The 18,919-nt window shown below is 49.3% G+C and carries 18 protein-coding genes and 2 tRNA genes; 13 read left to right on the forward strand and 7 right to left on the reverse strand.

Features of this window, described 5'->3' with window-relative positions:
* Positions 1-1,443, forward strand: a complete 1,443-nt coding sequence (locus IPN95_13365; protein MBK9450369.1) for a TolC family protein — start codon at positions 1-3, stop codon at positions 1,441-1,443.
* A gap of 8 nt (positions 1,444-1,451) precedes the next feature.
* Here IPN95_13365 and IPN95_13370 read toward each other — a convergent pair whose 3' ends face one another.
* On the reverse strand, positions 1,452-1,997 hold the full coding sequence (locus IPN95_13370) for a NifU family protein (protein ID MBK9450370.1): 546 nt from the start codon (positions 1,995-1,997) through the stop codon (positions 1,452-1,454).
* A gap of 219 nt (positions 1,998-2,216) precedes the next feature.
* Between IPN95_13370 and IPN95_13375 the strand changes: the two genes are divergently transcribed.
* From IPN95_13375 to IPN95_13395, 5 genes are all read left to right on the forward strand, one after another.
* Positions 2,217-2,612 (forward strand): DUF3276 family protein, encoded by a 396-nt coding sequence (locus IPN95_13375; GenBank protein ID MBK9450371.1) that lies wholly within the window; start codon positions 2,217-2,219, stop codon positions 2,610-2,612.
* Positions 2,613-2,763: 151 nt separating this feature from the next.
* Positions 2,764-3,861, forward strand: a complete 1,098-nt coding sequence (ychF, locus tag IPN95_13380) for a redox-regulated ATPase YchF (GenBank protein MBK9450372.1) — start codon at positions 2,764-2,766, stop codon at positions 3,859-3,861.
* A 124-nt stretch (positions 3,862-3,985) separates the two neighbouring features.
* A complete protein-coding gene (locus IPN95_13385) occupies positions 3,986-4,303 on the forward strand; it encodes a rhodanese-like domain-containing protein (protein MBK9450373.1) in 318 nt (105 codons plus the stop codon).
* Between the two features lie 15 nt (positions 4,304-4,318).
* Positions 4,319-5,350, forward strand: a complete 1,032-nt coding sequence (mltG, locus tag IPN95_13390; protein ID MBK9450374.1) for an endolytic transglycosylase MltG — start codon at positions 4,319-4,321, stop codon at positions 5,348-5,350.
* 242 nt (positions 5,351-5,592) lie between these two features.
* The gene (locus tag IPN95_13395; GenBank protein MBK9450375.1) at positions 5,593-6,501 is read left to right on the forward strand and encodes a YihY/virulence factor BrkB family protein; all 909 of its coding nucleotides are present in this window, start codon (positions 5,593-5,595) and stop codon (positions 6,499-6,501) included.
* A gap of 360 nt (positions 6,502-6,861) precedes the next feature.
* Here IPN95_13395 and IPN95_13400 read toward each other — a convergent pair whose 3' ends face one another.
* From IPN95_13400 to IPN95_13410, 3 genes are all read right to left on the reverse strand, one after another.
* Positions 6,862-7,317: a hypothetical protein gene (locus IPN95_13400; GenBank protein ID MBK9450376.1), complete on the reverse strand. Its 456-nt coding sequence runs from the start codon at positions 7,315-7,317 to the stop codon at positions 6,862-6,864.
* Complete coding sequence (locus IPN95_13405; GenBank protein MBK9450377.1) at positions 7,318-8,475, reverse strand: DUF1016 family protein; 1,158 nt, start codon at positions 8,473-8,475, stop codon at positions 7,318-7,320.
* A gap of 114 nt (positions 8,476-8,589) precedes the next feature.
* Positions 8,590-8,674: transfer RNA gene (locus IPN95_13410), tRNA-Ser, on the reverse strand.
* Between the two features lie 98 nt (positions 8,675-8,772).
* On the opposite strand from IPN95_13410, the gene IPN95_13415 reads away from it, so the two are divergent.
* Positions 8,773-10,386, forward strand: coding sequence for a M28 family peptidase (locus tag IPN95_13415; GenBank protein ID MBK9450378.1), 1,614 nt, complete (start codon positions 8,773-8,775; stop codon positions 10,384-10,386).
* A gap of 75 nt (positions 10,387-10,461) precedes the next feature.
* Here IPN95_13415 and IPN95_13420 read toward each other — a convergent pair whose 3' ends face one another.
* Positions 10,462-11,346 carry a tryptophan 2,3-dioxygenase gene (locus IPN95_13420; GenBank protein MBK9450379.1) on the reverse strand — a complete coding sequence of 295 codons (885 nt, stop codon included), beginning with the start codon at positions 11,344-11,346 and terminating at the stop codon, positions 10,462-10,464.
* Positions 11,347-11,520: 174 nt separating this feature from the next.
* Between IPN95_13420 and IPN95_13425 the strand changes: the two genes are divergently transcribed.
* Positions 11,521-11,607, forward strand: a tRNA-Ser gene (locus tag IPN95_13425).
* Positions 11,608-11,692: 85 nt separating this feature from the next.
* On the opposite strand, the gene IPN95_13430 is transcribed toward IPN95_13425, so the two are convergent.
* Both IPN95_13430 and IPN95_13435 read right to left on the reverse strand, forming a co-directional pair.
* Positions 11,693-13,723 carry a hypothetical protein gene (locus IPN95_13430; GenBank protein MBK9450380.1) on the reverse strand — a complete coding sequence of 677 codons (2,031 nt, stop codon included), beginning with the start codon at positions 13,721-13,723 and terminating at the stop codon, positions 11,693-11,695.
* Between the two features lie 29 nt (positions 13,724-13,752).
* Positions 13,753-14,355 (reverse strand): DUF4291 family protein, encoded by a 603-nt coding sequence (locus IPN95_13435; GenBank protein ID MBK9450381.1) that lies wholly within the window; start codon positions 14,353-14,355, stop codon positions 13,753-13,755.
* 113 nt (positions 14,356-14,468) lie between these two features.
* Between IPN95_13435 and IPN95_13440 the strand changes: the two genes are divergently transcribed.
* The 5 genes from IPN95_13440 (at position 14,469) to IPN95_13460 (ending at position 18,742) form a co-directional block, all read left to right on the forward strand.
* Positions 14,469-15,755: an outer membrane protein transport protein gene (locus IPN95_13440; protein MBK9450382.1), complete on the forward strand. Its 1,287-nt coding sequence runs from the start codon at positions 14,469-14,471 to the stop codon at positions 15,753-15,755.
* A 38-nt stretch (positions 15,756-15,793) separates the two neighbouring features.
* Positions 15,794-16,258, forward strand: coding sequence for a YbjN domain-containing protein (locus IPN95_13445; protein MBK9450383.1), 465 nt, complete (start codon positions 15,794-15,796; stop codon positions 16,256-16,258).
* 296 nt (positions 16,259-16,554) lie between these two features.
* Positions 16,555-17,103 (forward strand): hypothetical protein, encoded by a 549-nt coding sequence (locus IPN95_13450; GenBank protein MBK9450384.1) that lies wholly within the window; start codon positions 16,555-16,557, stop codon positions 17,101-17,103.
* Positions 17,104-17,240: 137 nt separating this feature from the next.
* The gene (locus IPN95_13455; protein MBK9450385.1) at positions 17,241-17,864 is read left to right on the forward strand and encodes a hypothetical protein; all 624 of its coding nucleotides are present in this window, start codon (positions 17,241-17,243) and stop codon (positions 17,862-17,864) included.
* A 38-nt stretch (positions 17,865-17,902) separates the two neighbouring features.
* Complete coding sequence (locus IPN95_13460; GenBank protein MBK9450386.1) at positions 17,903-18,742, forward strand: alpha/beta hydrolase; 840 nt, start codon at positions 17,903-17,905, stop codon at positions 18,740-18,742.
* The last annotated feature ends 177 nt before the right edge of the window (positions 18,743-18,919 follow it).

An 18,919-nucleotide genomic window follows, 5' to 3' on the forward strand; every position in this document is an offset into this window, starting at 1 on the left:
ATGCGAAAATTATTCGGGGCACTGATCCTCACAATGGCCTGCCTTTGGACGTCTGCGCAACCGGATAGTGTTTCATCTGCTACCTTGCCTGCGTCAACCCTGCAACTGACATACACACAATTTCTGGGATTGGTGCTGGAAAACCATCCCGTGGCACAGCAGGCTGCCCTTCAAGGACAAACCGGCGCCCAATACTTGCGTGCCGCACGCGGCGCCTTTGACCCTTACCTCGCAGCCTCGTGGGATGCGAAGCAGTTCTCTGGCAAGAACTATTGGCAAGTGCTCGAAAGCAGTTTGCGTGTACCGACATGGTGGGGAACGGAGCTTTATGCAGGTTTCAATTCGGCAACCGGTGATTACTTGGATCAAAGCCAATACCTCCCCAAAAACGGGCAGGCAGCGATTGGGCTGCAAGTGAACCTTGGTCGCGGCTTGCTCATCGATCAACGGCGTGCCGACCTGAAGAAGGCGGCCATCTATGCGAAAGCCACGGTCGTGGAGCAAAGGTTGATCCTGCTGGATCTCATTCAAGAGGCAACTTATGTTTATTGGAATTGGTGGTTGGCCTACGCAAACAAAGCCACTTATCTGGAGGCACTTGACCTTGCGTCTGTGAGGTTTGAAGCTGTAAGGTCCAGCTTCGAACGCGGCGAAAATCCGGCGATCGACACTTTGGAAGCGTATTTGCAGGTACAAAACCGCCAACTCAATCTCAATGAGGCGGAGGTGGACCTGGTCAAAACCAGCAGGTTGCTCAACAATTATCTCTGGAATCCAAATGGTGAACCTGTGGAATTCCAGATTGAATTGAAGCCTCAAGGTGGCATGGATGCAACAGCATCCAGCTTGCCCACCATTCCCGATGTCGTTTTGGACAGTCTTATCCAAGCGCATCCTGATTTGCTTTACTACGGCTATCAGGTAGACCAATTGAAGATCGAGGAGCGCTGGCGCAAGGAGCAACTGAAACCTGAAATGGCCATCAAGTACCAGGCATTGACGGCCGCCCCGGCAGGAAGTGAAATTTTAGGAGCCTTGGCACCCGCATCCAACTTGAAGTGGGGCGTAAAGTTCAGTTTCCCCCTATTCTTGCGAAAGCAGCGCAGTTATTTGGAACTGACAAGAATCGAGTTGCAGCAAGTATCGCTGAAACAAGAACAAAAGGAAGTGGAAATCAAGAACAAGAATGCCGCCATTGCGCAGCAATTGGATGCCACGGCAAGGCAGGTTGGACTTTACGATGAAATGGTGACCAACTATCGGCGGCTCGTTGACGCTGAGATGGAACGCTTTCAGCTGGGCGAAAGCTCAATCTTTTTGATCAACAGCCGGGAGCAAAAGTTGATCGAGGCCGAATTGAAGCTCAATGAGCTCAAGGCAAAAGTTCCGAAATTACTGGGCGACGCAAACAGGGCAACAGGAGGCTATCTCATCGGCGACTAAGCGATAGCTTACACCGAAACAACCTCTTTCACGCCCGGAACCATGCGCGTGAGCAAACCTTCGATTCCCATTTTGAGGGTCATTGTCGAGCTTGGACAACCTGAACATGCGCCTTGCATCTTGAGTTTGACGACGCCATCAACGAAACTTTCGAAGATCACATCACCGCCATCCATTGCCACCGCAGGCCTGATGTTGTCGTTGAGGAGCTGCTTGATGCGCATCACGGTCTCGTCCTCCTCGAGAACTTCGTTTTCGTCGCCATCTTCCAGACCTTCAATGGCAGGTTTGCCGGTTTCTAAAAATGCTGCAATGGCCTTTTTGATGGGAGGAATCGCAGTTTCCCAAGTCGTATCTGACGCTTTGGTGACGGAAACAAAATTGCCGCTGATAAAAACGGCCTTCACGAAGGCAAGCTCAAACACCTGCTTGGCAAGCGGGGATTGACCGGCGGCTGTTGGATCTTCAAAGTCGGCACTGCCTTGGCGCAACAAAATCTTCTGCGTCACAAACTTGAGCGTGGCAGGGTTTGGGGTAATCTCCGTGTATATCATCGCATTCATACTTTTTGTCAAGTGGCCCAAAAATACAACCAATTGGGCAAATCTAACATGGACTTATCGCTTATATCGGCGATAAGCAAGGGTAAGCACGCAACCGATCAACCACCTAAAAGGTTTTAGATTTTTTTCAGGGCGGTTGGTTTTCTTGTTGTGTTACGAAATAGAAATGATATATTTGTTTGGAGTTACTATAAAAACGTAGGCAGAGTAGTGGATAATTCTAACAACAACAGGGCGGAGGTTTACTCAACGAAGATTCGTGCTGGAAAGCGCACCTATTTTTTTGATGTAAAGGAAACACGGTCGAATGATTACTATATCACGATCACCGAGAGCAAGCGTCGATTCTCGGGCGAAGGCTATGACAAACACAAAATTTTCCTGTACAAGGAGGATTTCAACAAGTTCATGTCCTGCCTGAACGACACGATTGACCATGTCAAGCTCAACTTGATGCCTGACTACAACTACGATGAGTTTGATCGGGAGCCTTACTATGACGACGAGGAGGAAGAGGACGTGCCGCGTATCGCTGCAGAGTCACGTCCGCCTTACGGTCACAACGATGGCCGCTCGAATGAGCAATCAACGACCCGCTGGGACTGATTGATTGCAAATAAGAAATGAAATGTGCTGCGCCCTGAAAAGCCAGCACATTTTTTGTATTTTTGCACCTTGTTTTTTGGGCGGTCATCCTCGATTTCTGGTGTGATTCCCCACCTTTGAAAGTTTAGCTTTAAACGAAGAAAACTCCTTTATGGGCTTCAAATGCGGTATTGTCGGCCTACCCAACGTGGGCAAATCGACCCTTTTCAATTCACTTTCCTCTGCAAAAGCTGAGGCAGCCAATTTCCCGTTCTGCACCATCGAGCCCAACATCGGCATGGTCATGGTGCCAGATCCGCGCTTGGACAAGCTCACGGAAATCGTTCAGCCCAAGGCAGTTCAGCCGGCTGTTGTGAAAATCGTCGACATCGCCGGACTCGTGAAAGGCGCAAGTCGCGGTGAAGGACTCGGCAACCAATTCCTTGGCAACATTCTCGAGTGTCAGGCCATCATCCATGTGCTGCGCTGCTTTGAAAATGAAAACATCATCCACGTCGAAGGCAGCGTCAATCCGATCCGCGACAAGGAAATCATCGACTTGGAACTGCAATTCAAGGACCTGGACCTGCTCGAAAAGCGGCTCGAAAGGGTGCAAAAATTGACCAAGGGTGGCAACAAGGACGCGCTGAAGCAAGTCGAGGTCGTGAAATCGATCATCGCGCACATCCAGCAAGGCCTGAACGCCCGCACCCTCGATTTGACGCCCGAGGAATGGGAAGTCGTGGACGACATCGGGCTCATCACGAGAAAGCCTGTCCTCTATTGCTGCAACGTGAATGAAGCCGACATGGTCAATGGCAATGCATTCGTCGAATCCGTCCGTACAGTCGCCGCAAAAGAAGGCGCGGAGGTCATGACGATCTGTGCTGCATTTGAAGAGGAACTGACACAACTCGAGGATTTGGAAGAACGCAAGCTCTTCCTCGAAGACGCGGGATTGACCGAACCAAGCCTGAATGTGCTCATCCGCAAGGCTTATCACATGCTCGAACTCCAAACGTACTTCACTGCAGGTGTCAAGGAAGTACGTGCTTGGACGATCCACAAAGGATTCAAAGCGCCACAAGCCGCAGGCGTGATCCATACCGACTTCGAAAAGGGATTCATCCGCGCCGAGGTCATCAAATATGCGGACTTCGTACATTACCGTTCGGAGGCAGCTGTGAAGGAAGCAGGCAAAATGTCGGTCGAAGGCAAGGAATACGTGGTACAGGACGGCGATATCATGCATTTCAGGTTCAACGTGTAGTGAGCAATTAGAAGTTAGCAGGTAGCAGTTGGACTACCTTCGTTTTCAAACCGGGTGAAGGCTATTTTCAAAAGCCCGGATTTTGGAAAATACGTAGATTGGTTAATCAAATAGCGAGAAAGTCATGAGCGATATTTCAGTCAAAGAATTGAAGGAACTGATGGATGCGGGCACTGCCCCCAAGATCATCGACGTGCGCGAAATCCATGAATTTGAAACGGATCACATTGATGCCGAAAACATTCCCATGGGTGAAATTCCAGGTCGCCTTGCCGAATTGGAGCAATACAAAAACAAGGATTTGATCCTTTGCTGCCGCAGCGGTGGCCGCAGCGGGAACATTACCAACTACCTGCGTTCGCAAGGTTTTAACTGTGCGCGCAACCTGACGGGCGGCATGTTGGCTTGGCAGGCACAGATTGATCCGACCTTCAAGATTTAACCGCAGTTCATTCGAATGCGGAAATTCCTCAAAATCACGGCATTGGTGCTGTTGTTGCTGGCTGTGGCTGCTGGCGGATTTGCGTATTGGCAGGCTTGGAAAGACAATGTAAACCCCAAACTGAAGGAAGGATTTGCATTGTACATTCCAAAAGGTAGTACCTATGAGGATGTCATTCGCAGCCTCGAGGAGCAGCAAGTGCTTCAAAGTGTCTCGAGTTTCAAACTGATTGCCGGCATTCGGAAATACGATCGTTTGGTGAAGCCCGGCCGATATGAGATCAAACGCGGTTTGAACAACTGGAAACTTGTCGAGAAACTGCGTGCAGGTGCCCAAGATCAGATGAAATTGCGGATTGGTTCGCATCGCACGATCATGGAAGTCGCCGGCGAAATCGCGCAGCAGGTTGATCTTGATACGGCAAGCTTGCTCGGGAAAATGCGCGACAAAGCCTATTTGGAGGAATACGGTGTAGATCCGAAGACGATTCGCAACATTCTGATTCCCAATACCTACTTCGTTTATTGGACACTTTCCGAGGATGATTTGTTCAGGAAGCTGAAAAACAATTTCGACCTATTCTGGACTGCAGACCGCAAAGCCAAGGCAGCCACGCAGGAACTCAGCATCCACGAGGTGATGACGCTTGCATCGATTGTGCAGTCGGAGACCTATATGACGCAGGAGCGCCCCACGGTCGCAGGACTTTATTTGAATCGGCTTCACAACAACATTCCCTTACAAGCCGATCCCACCTTGATCTACGCAGCAGGTGATTTCACCATCAAACGCGTTTTGAACGAGCACAAACTCATCGACAGTCCCTATAACACCTATATGTATGCCGGATTGCCACCTGGACCGATCAACAATCCCGAACTGAGCGCGATCGAGGCGGTTTTGAACCCTGAGAAGCATGACTATATATTTATGTGTGCCAAGGCTGACTTTTCTGGCTTCCACAACTTCTCCCGCACGCTTGCGCAGCACAACCAATATGCGCGTGAATACCAGGCTGCGATGAACAAAAAGAAGGTTTATCGCTAACAAATATCATCGCTGGATAGGTAATGATTTGATTTACGAACCATTAACTTTGTCAAAAGCAAAAATCCAGGCGACCATGCTCGGACGAGTGAAAATCCCGGCGGATGAGAAAATGGATTCAAAATATTAAAGAATTCGTACTGGCACACTGGGAGGTGTGGCGTGATCGTTTGAACAAAATTCGGCCCCGTTTTCTTGGCGGAGCGGGTCTTGCGGATGTTTTGGTCTTCTTTTTCCAAGGAATGGGACATCGGCGTTTTACGCTGAATGCCATGGCCATGGCCTACCGGTTTTTCTTCGCGATTTTTCCAGCCTTGATCCTGATTTTCACGCTGGTACCGATCATTCCGATTCCGGAGTTGCGCGGCCAAGTGACAGGAATGATTTCCGCTGTGGTCCCAAGCGACAGCATGGGATTCATGGATCGCGTCGTCAATGAATTTTTCTCAAAGCCATCCGCAGGTTTGGTCTACGTCAACGTCATCCTGCTTTTCTTCAGTACAATGAGCGGAATCAAAGTGATGATGAGTGCCTTCAGCAAGGACAGTCATCATTTCCGGCAGCGCAACGTTTTGCACTTCAACTTTGTAGCTTTTATTCTGCTATTGGGGTTGCTGGTGATCTTTCTGGGGACGATCGGCTTGCTTGTCGGCGAGGAGGTAATGGTAAACAGCTTGAAACGAAGCGGCGAACTCGTTTCCGGCGGCTGGGAACACATATTGATAGGAACGATTTTCTGGATACTGATGTATGCCGGATTGCTTTTTGCGGTTTCCTTGCTGTATTATCTCGGACCTGACACGCACAAGCGTGGCCGTTTCTTTTCCCCGGGTTCCATCGCCGGCAGTGTATTGATTTTGTTGGCGGTGACGGCCTTCAGGCTCTTTTTTGCGCAGTTTGCCAACTACAACAAAGTCTATGGTAGTCTCAGCGCCATCATGGTGCTGATGGTTTGGTTTTATTGGATTTCGATCGTCTTGCTGATCGGATTTGAGCTGAATGCAGCCATTTTGGCAGCAAGCAGCAGGATGGTTGGCGGCCCCGATGCCAATGATGGCGTCATTGAAAGGCGGCGTGAAGGCGAGACTGCAGACGAAAAACGCTCAAGGCCCAAAAAACATCGCCCGAGTTCTCACCCGGGCGACCTCTAACTGTTGATTGATAACCTTTCACTGTTGATGTAAGAAATTTTGCATTCGTAACCGAATGTTCCAAAACAAAAAGGAACAATTATTCGGAACAAAGCAAGCAAACCCACCTCGCCCTACTTTCGTTCTATCAGAAAAAGCATCCCCAATTCTACACAATCGCAATCAAGAGACCAAGAATCTCTATGAACTTTCACCCAATTGAGGACTTTTGCCTTTTGACCGATTCGGAAATTAATGGGAATTTTAGCGCTCAAAAGTACTTGTAAGAATTCACTTATTTTTGCGAATCAACCATTCATGGAAGAAGGATGCTGACAATGACAACCCATCAGCGAGCAGATGATGCCGACGAAACAGCAATTAGTATGATTGAAGATCCAAACGAGGAAATTGATTGTACAAATTTCTTTCGCCGGGCCGTTGAATCGTGTAAGAAGATGGCACATGCATGGAAATCGAGACAATGACAAGGGCCAAGGCGATCATTAGGCAGGTCACCAATGCGATGAATTCCTTTTTTGCAGCACCCTTGCGACAATTCCACCACCAAATTCCAGCAATGATTCCATTCCAAACCGGCAACCAAATCAGCAAAGGATTGAGGGTGATCCTCACCACAGTATCCCCCATCAAATTCTCGGACTCCATTCGCGTCCAGCGACTTACGAAGAACAAAACAATTTGCAGGAGGGTAAGTAAACCGGAAACAACGACAATGACCTTGCCTAGCATCCAACGGCTGCTGATGGGATTTGCAAATTCCTGATTCCGTTCAGTAGGATTGCTTTCGCTCTCCGCCCATTCATCGTTTTTCATTTAGCTTCGCTTTGGGTTGACAAGCTCCTCCATTTCCTTTCGGAGGAAATCCTTGAGTTCGCTTTCGCTTGGAAGGGCAACACGGTACCTGCTAACGAAAATGCTGCTGTCCAAGCCAGCAGTAGCAAACTCTACGTGCTCAGCATCCTTGGCAGTACACATCAAAATACCAATCGGCGGATTGTCACCTTCCAGCATTTCATATTTTCTGTAATACCCAAGATAGAAGTTCAGTTGTCCCACTTGGGTATGGTCAAATTTCTCACTTTTGAGCTCAATGAGCACATTGCAGCGCAAAATCCGGTGGTAAAAAACCAGATCAATGAAGTATTGTTGATTGTCGACCACAATTCGTTTTTGCCTTGCCTCGAAGCAGAAACCTTTTCCAAGTTCCAACAAGAATTCCTCCAAATTGTCCATCAAAGCAGCCTCAAACTCCTTCTCCGTATAAAGCTCCTTGGATTTAAGTCCCAAGAATTCAAACACGTAGGTGTCTCGAATGACGTCTTGCGGCCCCATTTGTTCTAACCCATTTTGCGCCGTAAGGAGTAGCTTCACTTTGTCGACGCTTAATCCGGTCCGTTCAAAAAGAAGGCTCCCAACTTGTCGCCGCAATTCCCGCACGCTCCATCCGCCACGAATACATTCGGCCTCGTAAAAAGTTCGTGCCAATGGGTTGTCCACATCAAAAAGCTCGACCAAATGAGAGAAAGATAGTCGCATCAAAATTGTTTTGGCGGGCACCATTACCTCGGTGCTTTTGAATTTTGCAGACACTGTCTGCAAAATTGCTTCATCCTCATTGTCAGTACTTAGAAATTTCGCAGACACCGTCTGCAAAATCTTTGGAAGGGGTGCATGCAGCAACTCGAAGTAGCCCACCAAGGCTTCTCCAAAGGTTGGGTAAGACAAGAAAAATCGCCGGAACAGATAAAGGCTTCTTGCAGATAAACCGTCGAGACTGAGACGTTGCGCAAGCTTTTCAAGAAGGGCTTCACCGTACTTCCCACGATCTTCCCCTCGAAGTTCAAATTCGACAATGTAGCAACCCATGATCCAGTTTCGGGCTGTCAATGAGGCATTTACAGCCCGAAGGGCATTGTTTCGCAGCACTTGGTCGGCTTCATGCAGGATGAGTTGAAGTTGGTCAAAATACATTGTAAATCTAGATTTGGGTTTCGTAACTGTTTCAATCTTAAATGGCCACCCCAAAATAGACAAAAATAGAACACAAAACGGCGATCTCATCTTTCGATAAAATCGCCGTTTCAGCGGAAGCGGAGGGATTCGAACCCCCGGTGAGTTGCCCCACAACGGTTTTCAAGACCGCCGCATTCGACCGCTCTGCCACACTTCCGGTGCGAAACTACGAAGATTTAAGAATTGCCAAAGGGATTTTTTGCCTTTCATCGTTCGAAAGTTGCCTGAAAATCGGTTTTATTTCTAAATTGAAGCATGAAAAGAATCGGCATTCTATTTAGTACGGCTCTCTTGGTCTTCATTTTCAGCGGATTGAATGGCCAAAACCAAATCCCGCAAATTAGCAACCTTGTTATCTCGGCCGACACATCCAATCATGTTGTCACCGCAGATTTTGACTTGGACGACCTCGATGGTGACCCGATGGAGGTTTGGATCCAAGTTTCAGCCGACTCGGGACGCACTTGGCGCGTCGCCATTGATTCCCTTTCTGGAGATCATGGTTTCCCGATCAACGCTGGAACCGGGAAATCCATTTCCTGGCATTATCAGCCATCAACTTTGTCGGCTTACGGCTCCGGTTTGTTGGCCTACCGATTGCGTGTGGTGGCCGATGACCGCCAAACGATCGATCTTCAAACCATTGCCGACCTTGTAGACAGCACGCGGTTGCACAATGAACTGCTTGCGCTTGAAGGTATCAAACACCGTACTTATGGTGTCCAACACCTCAACGATACCAAAGATTCCTTGAAGGCGCTGCTGCAAACGCATAACCTCCACCCCTATCAGCAAGGATCTTCCTTTGGAAACTATGTTTGCCAAAATGTGATCGGGCGTCGTTCAGGCACCCGCCGAGACAGTGCTTGTTGGCAAATTTCAGGGCACTATGATACCGTGAGCAATGCGCCGGGAGGTGATGACAATGCGACCGCGGTCGCTTGTGTGAGCGAGGCTGTGCGCGTGCTTTCGCAGTTTCAGACCAAGGAATCCCTTAAATTTTTCTATTTTGACTTGGAGGAAGCCGGCTTGATCGGCAGCTATCAATACATCACATCTGCCGTTCCTGAATGGGAAGAACCCAAAGGCTTGCTCAATATGGACTGCGTCGGCTACTACAGTGAGGCCCCCAATTCCCAAGTCATGCCAACCGGCTTCAACATCCTCTTTCCAGCCGCCTACAACGAAGTAGCGGCTGATTCCTTTCGCGGCAATTTTCTGACCAGTGTTGTCAATACCAATTCCAGCTGGCTCGACACAACGTTCCAATCCACTGCCGCAGCGCACGTTCCTGGTCTAAAGGCAATTAAGCTGGAAGTCACAGGGACAGGGCTTCTCACAGTTGACTTGCGCCGCAGTGACCATGCTCCCTTTTGGGATGCAGGCTATCCTGCCATCTTTTTCACCGATGGGGCTAACTTCCGCAATCCCAATTACCATACACCCCAAGATACCGTTGGTGCGATCAACATGGATTTTTATGTCAAAAATGTCCGAGCCATCGTGACGACACTCGCAAGACTTGCACAATTGGAGCACAGCGATGTCGAAGAAAGCGGCTATTTTGACATCAATGTCCCCGTTGGGATGACGGATGGCCTTCAATATTCGCTGAGCCCAAAACTTCAAGTCGTTCCAAATCCGAGCGACGGACGCCTCGAATTCAGGATGGACCTGCCCGTTGCTGGCAATGTGCGGCTAGAATTGCGCAACCACCATGGTCAACTTGTGCAGGTCGTCGAAAACGGTTGGCGCGAGGCGGGCGCGCATCGCCTGCGCTATGATCAACAGCTTTCTCAGGGTTACTACGCCGTTTTTCTCACAACGGACGCGGGAAGTGCCTATCATCCTTTGGTCATCCAGCGCTGAAATCGACCTACAAGGTCAAAAAAAATGCAATCCTGCTTGGGATTGCATTTTTTTGATCCTCTTGAAAAGGCTCGGTCAATCCAGTTTCAAATCACCCCAAGCGGCAATTTCTGCTTCAGACCAGAGTTCGGGAAAGAAAATGCGTCGTTGGTGGCGGGGATGAAGATATTCCTTCCATTTGCTGCCGCCTGTGCCTTCTGCATCTGCACCGTCCAGATAACGGCATGCCGCATTGTAATGCACGAGTGGCCATTCTTGGTTAAAAATCCAATCCAATTTGCGCATTTCGGCGGTGACTTCAGCCAATTGCGCGGTCGTCACTCCAGCCTTTTGCAGGCGCTGAAATTGCTGCCAAAGGTTGCGTTGCCGGTAAATGTGCCCAAGTGAAAGGAATTCCTTCCCGTATTTGTCTTCGTATTGGATCAGGGTTGGCGTACGGTCGCCCGTTTCCCGATTCAATCCGGCAGCACGCCAATACAGTTCGGGAATCAGCACTTCAATGGAGTCAGCAACCGACATCGAGGCACGCTTCTCTTTTCGCACCAAATGGATCAAATCAGTGGCCAAAAATTCGAATTTGCGAAATTGAAAGCTCTGAAAACCGCTTGCGGGAGCCAAGGCATGCCGGAAAGTATTGTATTGCCCGGGATCCATGCCCTCGCTCATCACATCAAAACTTTGGGCGCACATAAGAAGGTAACGATGGATGCGCCCGAGCTTGTTGACAAACGTTTCAGGGCTTGGCGGATGGGTTTCGTCTGCCGTTAACTGATCCATCTCATGCAATGCCAACATCAGCAGCAGCTCCGTCACTTGGTGATACCCAATGAAGATTTTCTCGTCAGGGAAGTTGGTTCGCGGCTTTTGTAGGCTTAGGAGAATATCAACCCCCACATAGTCCCAGTAATTGACGGGGACGAGGTCGGAGGGTTGAAGTTCGCGGGCTTTGAAATTTTCCATTTTTGCAATTTTGGAAAGGCAAGTTCGGTTGTGATTGGCTTTGATAATATGACGAATATCAGGCCACCTCAAATCGGGATTTGTCGCATTTCGATTGAATTCACCGTATTTGGATGAAATAACTTCCCTCGAAAGAAAATTTTCATCCGAACCGATCTTTCCTATCTTTGCAGCGGAGATGTGCCAGAGTGGTCGAATGGGTCGCACTCGAAATGCGAAGTATGGGCAACTGTACCAGGGGTTCGAATCCCTTCATCTCCGCACCGCGAAGCGATGCGAAGGACGAGTTTTTGGGACGGGGACGAACGATGTTCGTTTCATTTTCTAAAGCTTGTCCTTTGTTTTTTTACAAATCCCCTGTCGATTCCAATCCCTTCATCGGCACCAAATGCCCGATAGAATAATACTCATCTCCTCCAATCCCATCGATGCGAATGGCATCAAAACCATTGGATGCCGGAGGTTCGGGCACGGTCAGCGTATCCACGATCATTCCTGATTGCGACCAATTCCCCGGAATGCGTACTTCGCCAATTGCGACATCGTTTCGAAGAAACTGAACGATGTATTCGGCTTGCGGGAAAAGGCTGATTTCAAAAAACCTGAACGGCTTGTGATCACCCAAATGCACCGTCAGCGGTCGATGATTGTAGATTTCGACTTGTCCATTGCTTCCGTAAGGCTCCCCTGCGGGGTGTCGCATGCTGAGTTCGTCGAGTCCAATATCGAGCCGACTTGGATGGCGGTAAAAGGCCTTGTTGATCAACCGGTCATACTTTCCCAAATTGAAGTGGTAAATTTCACTCCATCGTTTTGCAGTCCACAATGGGCCTTTTGTGACGGTACACAAACGGTTGTAATACTCACGCAGTTGGCCATCATCCAAATGGTTTTCCCCTGTGCGCAAGGTCTTGCGATACCCACGCGGGAATACCCTTTCAAAATGCCCGATTCGCCAGTCGGGAAGATCACTCATCGGCAGGCGCGCAAGTAAGGGATCCGCGAGGGCGTAACGGTCCACCACGTGCACGGAAGGACCTTCGCCGTAACCTTGATAACCTAAAAAGTCCCAAAAGAGTACCCGGCGAGCGTCCATGGTTTGAGAATTCTCATCGAGTCTTCGCTCATTCGCGAGCACCCACATCGTATCGTCCAATGCCGTCAATGCGGCTGCATCATGGTACCATCCGCGCTCACTTGCAATTCCGTGGGAATCGACCATGGAGCGAGGCGGTTGTTGAGGGCGCCAACCATTGTACCATGGATTGAGCAGGTTGGCCATTCCTGTCAGAAGGAGTCCCAGCCAAATCCAGCGTGCAAACCAGCGCGCCTCGAGTGCGCGACCCAACAAGATTGCAGATCCCAGAAAAGGAAGGAAGAAAAAGCGCCCAGCCATGAAGTCGCCGCCGATGCGGGCGATATAGATCGCATACAAAAAGATCCCCAAGGCCAGCCGGCGTTCTCTTCGAAAAAACGGAAACAAGCTCAACGCCAACCCCACAACGATCGTCAACAGTGTAAGCGGATCGTTTTGCCAACAATTGAGGAAATACCAATACCCATGCTGCCAATATTCGGATTGGGAAATCCCCGAATTGAGCTTGGCATACGCGGTATTTGGAAAAGGAAAACCATAGTAGGCAATCGCAAAGGCCTCCCAGAGGAAAAAAGGCAAAAAGCCAAGCAATAGCAGCCCCACAACTGACCTCGACCGCATTTGCCAAGCCAAAGACACCAATGCCGGCAGGTAAAGCAGGGCGGTATCCATTCGACTGACCATGCCAAACGCAGCAATCAGGCTGAGCAGCAAGACCTTCCGCCGTCCTGCCTCGACATTCCAAAACACCGCATAAAACAGCGTGAGCAAAAACCCATTCAAGGCATTTTCCAATCCTGAGGTCGAAAATTCTACAAAACTGACCGACCATCCCAAAAGGAAAACAACCATCACTCCGGCCCAGCTTCCGTTGAATATGCGGCGGTGCAGCAGCAAAAGTGTACCCAGAAGGATAAAAAGCGACATTCCGATGGCGGTGAAATAGGCCTCGCCAGTGAAGAAGTAGATGCCGGAAAACAACAGCATCCACAGCGGATTGGTATAGGTTTGGACACGTTCCGAAAGGTTGTAGACGGGACCATGGCCCTGCGTAAGATGGAAGCAAGTGCGAAAGGTGATGTAGGCATCGTCACAAACCCAGGCATTGAGTAGGACAACGAACAAAAGCGACAAGGAGGCCGCCCAGATCCAAATCCGGGGAGCAGTCTGCGTTATTGAATACGGCCAATTATCGCGTTGTTGCTTCAAGTGGTCAATATCGGCATTTTGCGTTGACGGCAAACCAGCCACGTTGTAAAAACAATGCGGTTCCCTTTTCACCAGAATGACTTAGGCACGAATGCAGTTCCTCAAATGACTTTTATGCCAAGTCGTTTCGCTATTGCTTCCTCAACGAGGTATTCTCGCTCCAGTGGAACCTCGGGAAAGTCAGTTCTCCTTGCTTTGGCAATCGGGGCAATCAATCGTGCAAGCGGCGTAACATCCTCGACGCGAATGATATATTTTTCAACGTAGTCCGGCAAAATGGAATCCCTCAGGCCAAGCTGAATCGCCCGCCTATTCAATGGCTTTCCGTCCAGACCGCGTTCGGGATCCCATTGACAAACCACCTTGGCTTTTTTCAAGGCAGCTTGCCATTCAAATTCCGTGGAATAAACGCGCGGGTCGAAATGGGACTGCACACTGTTTTCCAAAATTTCCAGCCAGGCCCAATGGTGAATTTTGATCTTGGCAATCGCCTCCATACGGTGTTTGGTGGCGTATTCAGAGCGGTGTAAGGTCCAGGCAAAGGAGGGTTTGATCCAACTTGTGCGGTCCAATCCGAATCCTTTTCCAAAGGTCCCTTCCTTCACTGCGAATTCGACAATTTTGGGTGTAAATGCCTGATATACAAAGACGCCCTCTTCGTCATAGGCGCAGTAGATTTTCTGATTCGGATGATCGCCAGCCATAGTTCACCAATTTAGGCAAGAAATTCATAGGCAATCGTGCAATTGACCTTGAATCCCTGATTTTCGCCGTTCGGATTTGCAATCTTGTAGGTTTTGCTTACATTCAATCCCGAATGAAGAATACGATCAAAATAGCTGTTTTTACAGCCATGATGCTGTTTCTGAAGGGAAATTCGCTGTTTGGCGGCGGCTTTCAAGTCAACCTTCAAGGTGTTGCCCAGACGGGTATGGGCCATTGCGGCGCAGGCTTGGCTTTTGATGCATCCGTGCAATGCTTTAATCCCGGCGGATTGGCATTTGCGCCATCCAGTGCCACGGTGGGCATTACGCCGATTTTCGCGCGGATCAGCTACCTCGCCCCAAGCCCGGACAACTACACGACGACCAACGAAAAAACGATTTCGCCCCCGTTTAATGCCTACGGCAGTTACCGGCTGAGGCTGAATGACAAGCATTCGATTGCCATCGGCGCAGCCGTTTACACGCCATTCGGAAGCCGTGTGCGGTATGCCGACGATTGGAAAGGCCAATTTGCACTCCGCGAAATCTCGCTCAAAACGATTTTCATTCAACCCACAATCGGGTACAAGTTCAGTGACAAGTTCGGGATTGGGGGCGGCCCTATTTTCGCAACGGGAAATGTGCTTTTGCGCCGGGGAATGCCGGTACAATTCATGGACGGAAGTTATGGCGAGGCAAGATTGAGCGCTAGCGGCAAAGGAATGGGCTTCAATGTCGGGACCATGTTTCGGCCAATTCCGGCACTTACCCTCGGATTGAGTTACCGTTCAGGCATTTCGTTCAAGGCGGAAGATGGTCAAGCCAATTTTGATGTTCCGACTGCCTTGGCAGAATATTTCCCTAGCACTGCATTTTCTGGCGCGATCGCATTGCCGGCAATGGGAACCTTGGGTGGCGCCTACGTCCTCCACGACAAGCATACCTTTGCCTTGGATGCCAACTATGTTTTCTGGAACGTGTATGACAGCCTCAATTTTGACTTCAAGGACAATACCGACAAGCTCGATGACTTGAAGTCTGCAAAAAACTATAAAAACAGCATGATTTTCCGTGCCGGCTATCAAGGCGAATTGATGCGCAACCTGTTTGTGCGGGGTGGACTGACGGTGGATTTGACACCTGTTCCGGATGGATATTTGACGCCCGAAACTCCCGACGCCGACAAAATCGCCGTTTCTGCGGGCTTGGGCTATCGTTGGAAAGGTTTGCAAGTTGATGCAAGTTTTCTTTGGGTCGAAGGTCAATCGCGGACGGACATCAATTTGGAAACGAATTTTGGCGGCACGTTTAAAGGCAGAGCCTTTATCCCGGGTTTGGGAATCACCTATACCTTTGAAAAGCGTGGCGACAACCGCATGCCTGAGGCAACTCCTTTGTAAATTCGTTCATCCTCAATAAGATAATCACTCAAAACATTATGCAAGATCTCAGCAAGTATTTTACAATGGTCGAGGAAATCATTCAGAGCCTCGGCGTTGACCCATCCCTCTGTCGCGGTCAAAATCCCGGACAGTACAGTCTGATGCTCGGAAGTGCCCGCGTTTGGATTGACGTTTGGTACATCGAAAGCCAAAGCCGCTCCTATTTCCAGGCGATGTCTCCGGTGATGCGCCTTCCGATTCTCCAAAGCCAGCATGCATTTTTCCAAGAGCTGCTGGAAATCAACGACAAACTGTATGGCGTGGCCTTCACGGTTTACAACGGTTGGGCATGGTTGAAGCACATTCGCGAGACCGACGGGCTTGACAAATCGGAAGCTGAAGCCATGATTCACCGCATCGGCGTCTATGCCGATCAGTATGATGATTACCTCAAAGGCAAATACGGTGAGGCGCCGATCATCGGAAGTGCTGCACCGGGTGCGCCGGGTCAGGCGCTCTGATTTACAAATGACGAAAAGCGATCCGCGGAGCTATTCCTCGGATCGCTTTTCTATTTCAGCCTGATTTACAATCGACTATAAATTATCCACATTACGCTTCCATTCTCAAACGAAAAAATATCTTTGCACCCCGCGTCGGGCGACGATAAACAGGGTTGGAAAACAGTTGCGCAGCTGCACCACCGCGTCGCCCCTCAAACCTCTTCGCTACACGCGAAATTCTGTTCTCGGCTATAGGCTGGAATCAGGAGGGATCAATTGATGGTTTTCAACGATTGTATCCTAAAAAGCATTTTATGAAGGCAATTTTTGTGGACAGCAAAAAGAAGTCCGAGGCGACTTTGTCCAAACTGTATCCCGGCGCACGCATCATTGATGTCACCTCAAAGGCGACCGACGATTTTGTGCGATTCAGTCCGTTTTTTCCACTGAAAGGCATTCCAATCCCGTTTTCGGAGCCGCGCACGGCAAAATGTGTCGAGGGTATCTGGCAGGGGCTGAAGGTGTTTGAAAATGCCGACATTTCTACCGGTTGCTTCGCCAACGACACGATGAAGGACCTCAAGCGCACCGTACGAAAGTATGGCGCACCCAAAGGCCACCGCAAGGGCATCGATGGCAAGGAACTGCTGGGCTATATCGAAGCCCGGCTCCAAATCTACCTTCCCTCCTACCGGTGGGTGCTGGAAAACCGGCTTCAACCCGAGTTGCGGAAACTGCGCACGATCCTCGAAAAGCAGGACATCGTGCTGCTGGATTATGAAACCAATGGCGATGTGATGGATCCGCGCAAACCCTTGTCCCATGCGAGCCTGATCAAGGCGTATCTCGAGGAAAGCCGCTGATTTTCAACTGCGACGTGGCTGGGCAATTCAGGGAAAGTAATGCGCATTACATTTTCTGAATTGCCTTGCCGCGCTTTCGACTCAAAATCAAGCACCACCCAAGCAACATTTCACCGACGAATCTCTGATCTTTGGAAATGCATTGGCTTCAACTCCAACATCGCTCCCGCAACGAAAAAGAAGGTCATCCGCCGATCATTCACCTCCATCGCCCCGTGAATCTCAAAACCCTCAAGGAGATGGAGAAGGGAAAGGACTACATCGAATATCTCATCGATGACGTTCCGCTTTCAACGCATTTTGCAATCAAGTACGGGTGGGAAACGAACTTCATAGAAATCGAGAACAAGTGTCCCATCGGTTGGTTTGGACATTTGCCTTCGGATGTCGTGACCTTAAAACGGCTCTTGAACCTCCCCGTTGCGCAACAGGATGTGGAGCGAATGGTTGGCAAAGAAAGAAGCCCCGAGGAGCGAGCCATTGGCATTTCCTCGTTGCTAAAGCATTTTCAAGACGAATGGATCATGTTTTATTGTTGCCCAATCTGCGGAGATCCGCTTTGTGGCGGCATGGCAGGTAGAATTCGCGAAACAGAAGAACATTTCATCTGGTATTTTGGCACCGAGGAACCCGTTGACGAATTTGCCTTTGAAAAGGCCCCTTATCGAAACGTGTTACTGTCGCTTCTAAGGGAAATTGAGGCGGAAATTCAGGATTCAGAAGGAACAAAGAAGGAATCCTTGTGCTCGAATTCGGATTAAGTACCATGCTAAAGATGCATTTAAGCCTAAATTGCGGGATGAAACTTCGTTGCTGCGCTGCAATTTTCCTCTGTTCGGTCGTGATCAATTTGCTTACTTTCAATAGCATCGTTGGCCAATCCTCAGTCGCACCAACACCGTTCACGATCGGCATCGTAGAGCAGATTCCATCGACTGCACTGGAAGAAGACCGGATCTTGAACATTTACCTTCCCGAAGGTTATGGAGAAGATACCACGCGCTATCCGGTGATTTACTTGCTTGACGGATCTTACAACGAAGACTTCCTTCATATCTGCGGACTCGTGCAGTTTTTGACGATGATCGAAGTCATGCCCAAAACCATCGTTGTAGGCATTGCCAACGTCGACCGGAAAAGGGATTTCACCTTCCCGACAACGATCGCACAAGACAAAAAGGACTTTCCGACCACCGGTGGTTCTGCTCAGTTCATCCAGTTCATTGCAACTGAATTGCAGCCCTACATCAAAGCGCGATTCCGGACAAATGGCACAAAAACCATTATCGGTCAATCACTTGGCGGGCTCTTGGCCACAGAAATTCTATTGAAGCAACCGCTACTTTTTGACAACTATCTCATTGTAAGCCCGAGTTTATGGTGGGATGGTCAATCCTTGCTGAATTCTGCGGCAGATTTACTTTCAAAACAGGTTGACAAGCCTGCTCAAGTGATCGTTTGCGTTGGCAATGAAGGCAAAATCATGGAGAGGGATGCGGCCGACCTAACAAACGTTCTGCAAAAAGAAGGCTATTCGAAGGGCCAAGTGAAATTTGTTTCGCTTCCAAAAGAAACCCACGCAACCATTTTACACCGCGCAGCCTACCGAGGACTTGAATTGTTGCATTCGACCAAATAGGTCCACTGCCAATTTTGACCATAGGCTCCGATTTATTCACTAATTATCAACAAAAGCACCGAATGAACTAGGATTCGCTACTTGTTACGTCCATTTATAACAAATTTCACAATCCACCTGTAACCAAACAAGGTTTCCACGTAATGAGAGGGTAGTCCACCTTCAACCGCTGGAATC

The sequence above is a fragment of the Bacteroidota bacterium genome, assembly GCA_016718825.1.
In the GTDB taxonomy this organism is placed as follows: domain Bacteria; phylum Bacteroidota; class Bacteroidia; order J057; family JADKCL01; genus JADKCL01.

Bases quoted from the DNA above. Each gene is read 5' to 3' on its own strand.
- IPN95_13365 (MBK9450369.1), top strand. From the start codon at position 1: ATGCGAAAATTATTCGGGGCACTGATCCTCACAATGGCCTGCCTTTGG.
- IPN95_13370 (MBK9450370.1), bottom strand. From the start codon at position 1,997: ATGATATACACGGAGATTACCCCAAACCCTGCCACGCTCAAGTTTGTG.
- ychF (MBK9450372.1), top strand. From the start codon at position 2,764: ATGGGCTTCAAATGCGGTATTGTCGGCCTACCCAACGTGGGCAAATCG.
- IPN95_13385 (MBK9450373.1), top strand. From the start codon at position 3,986: ATGAGCGATATTTCAGTCAAAGAATTGAAGGAACTGATGGATGCGGGC.
- mltG (MBK9450374.1), top strand. From the start codon at position 4,319: ATGCGGAAATTCCTCAAAATCACGGCATTGGTGCTGTTGTTGCTGGCT.
- IPN95_13395 (MBK9450375.1), top strand. From the start codon at position 5,593: ATGGGACATCGGCGTTTTACGCTGAATGCCATGGCCATGGCCTACCGG.
- IPN95_13400 (MBK9450376.1), bottom strand. From the start codon at position 7,317: ATGAAAAACGATGAATGGGCGGAGAGCGAAAGCAATCCTACTGAACGG.
- IPN95_13405 (MBK9450377.1), bottom strand. From the start codon at position 8,475: ATGTATTTTGACCAACTTCAACTCATCCTGCATGAAGCCGACCAAGTG.
- IPN95_13415 (MBK9450378.1), top strand. From the start codon at position 8,773: ATGAAAAGAATCGGCATTCTATTTAGTACGGCTCTCTTGGTCTTCATT.
- IPN95_13420 (MBK9450379.1), bottom strand. From the start codon at position 11,346: ATGGAAAATTTCAAAGCCCGCGAACTTCAACCCTCCGACCTCGTCCCC.
- IPN95_13435 (MBK9450381.1), bottom strand. From the start codon at position 14,355: ATGGCTGGCGATCATCCGAATCAGAAAATCTACTGCGCCTATGACGAA.
- IPN95_13440 (MBK9450382.1), top strand. From the start codon at position 14,469: ATGAAGAATACGATCAAAATAGCTGTTTTTACAGCCATGATGCTGTTT.
- IPN95_13445 (MBK9450383.1), top strand. From the start codon at position 15,794: ATGCAAGATCTCAGCAAGTATTTTACAATGGTCGAGGAAATCATTCAG.
- IPN95_13450 (MBK9450384.1), top strand. From the start codon at position 16,555: ATGAAGGCAATTTTTGTGGACAGCAAAAAGAAGTCCGAGGCGACTTTG.
- IPN95_13455 (MBK9450385.1), top strand. From the start codon at position 17,241: ATGCATTGGCTTCAACTCCAACATCGCTCCCGCAACGAAAAAGAAGGT.
- IPN95_13460 (MBK9450386.1), top strand. From the start codon at position 17,903: ATGAAACTTCGTTGCTGCGCTGCAATTTTCCTCTGTTCGGTCGTGATC.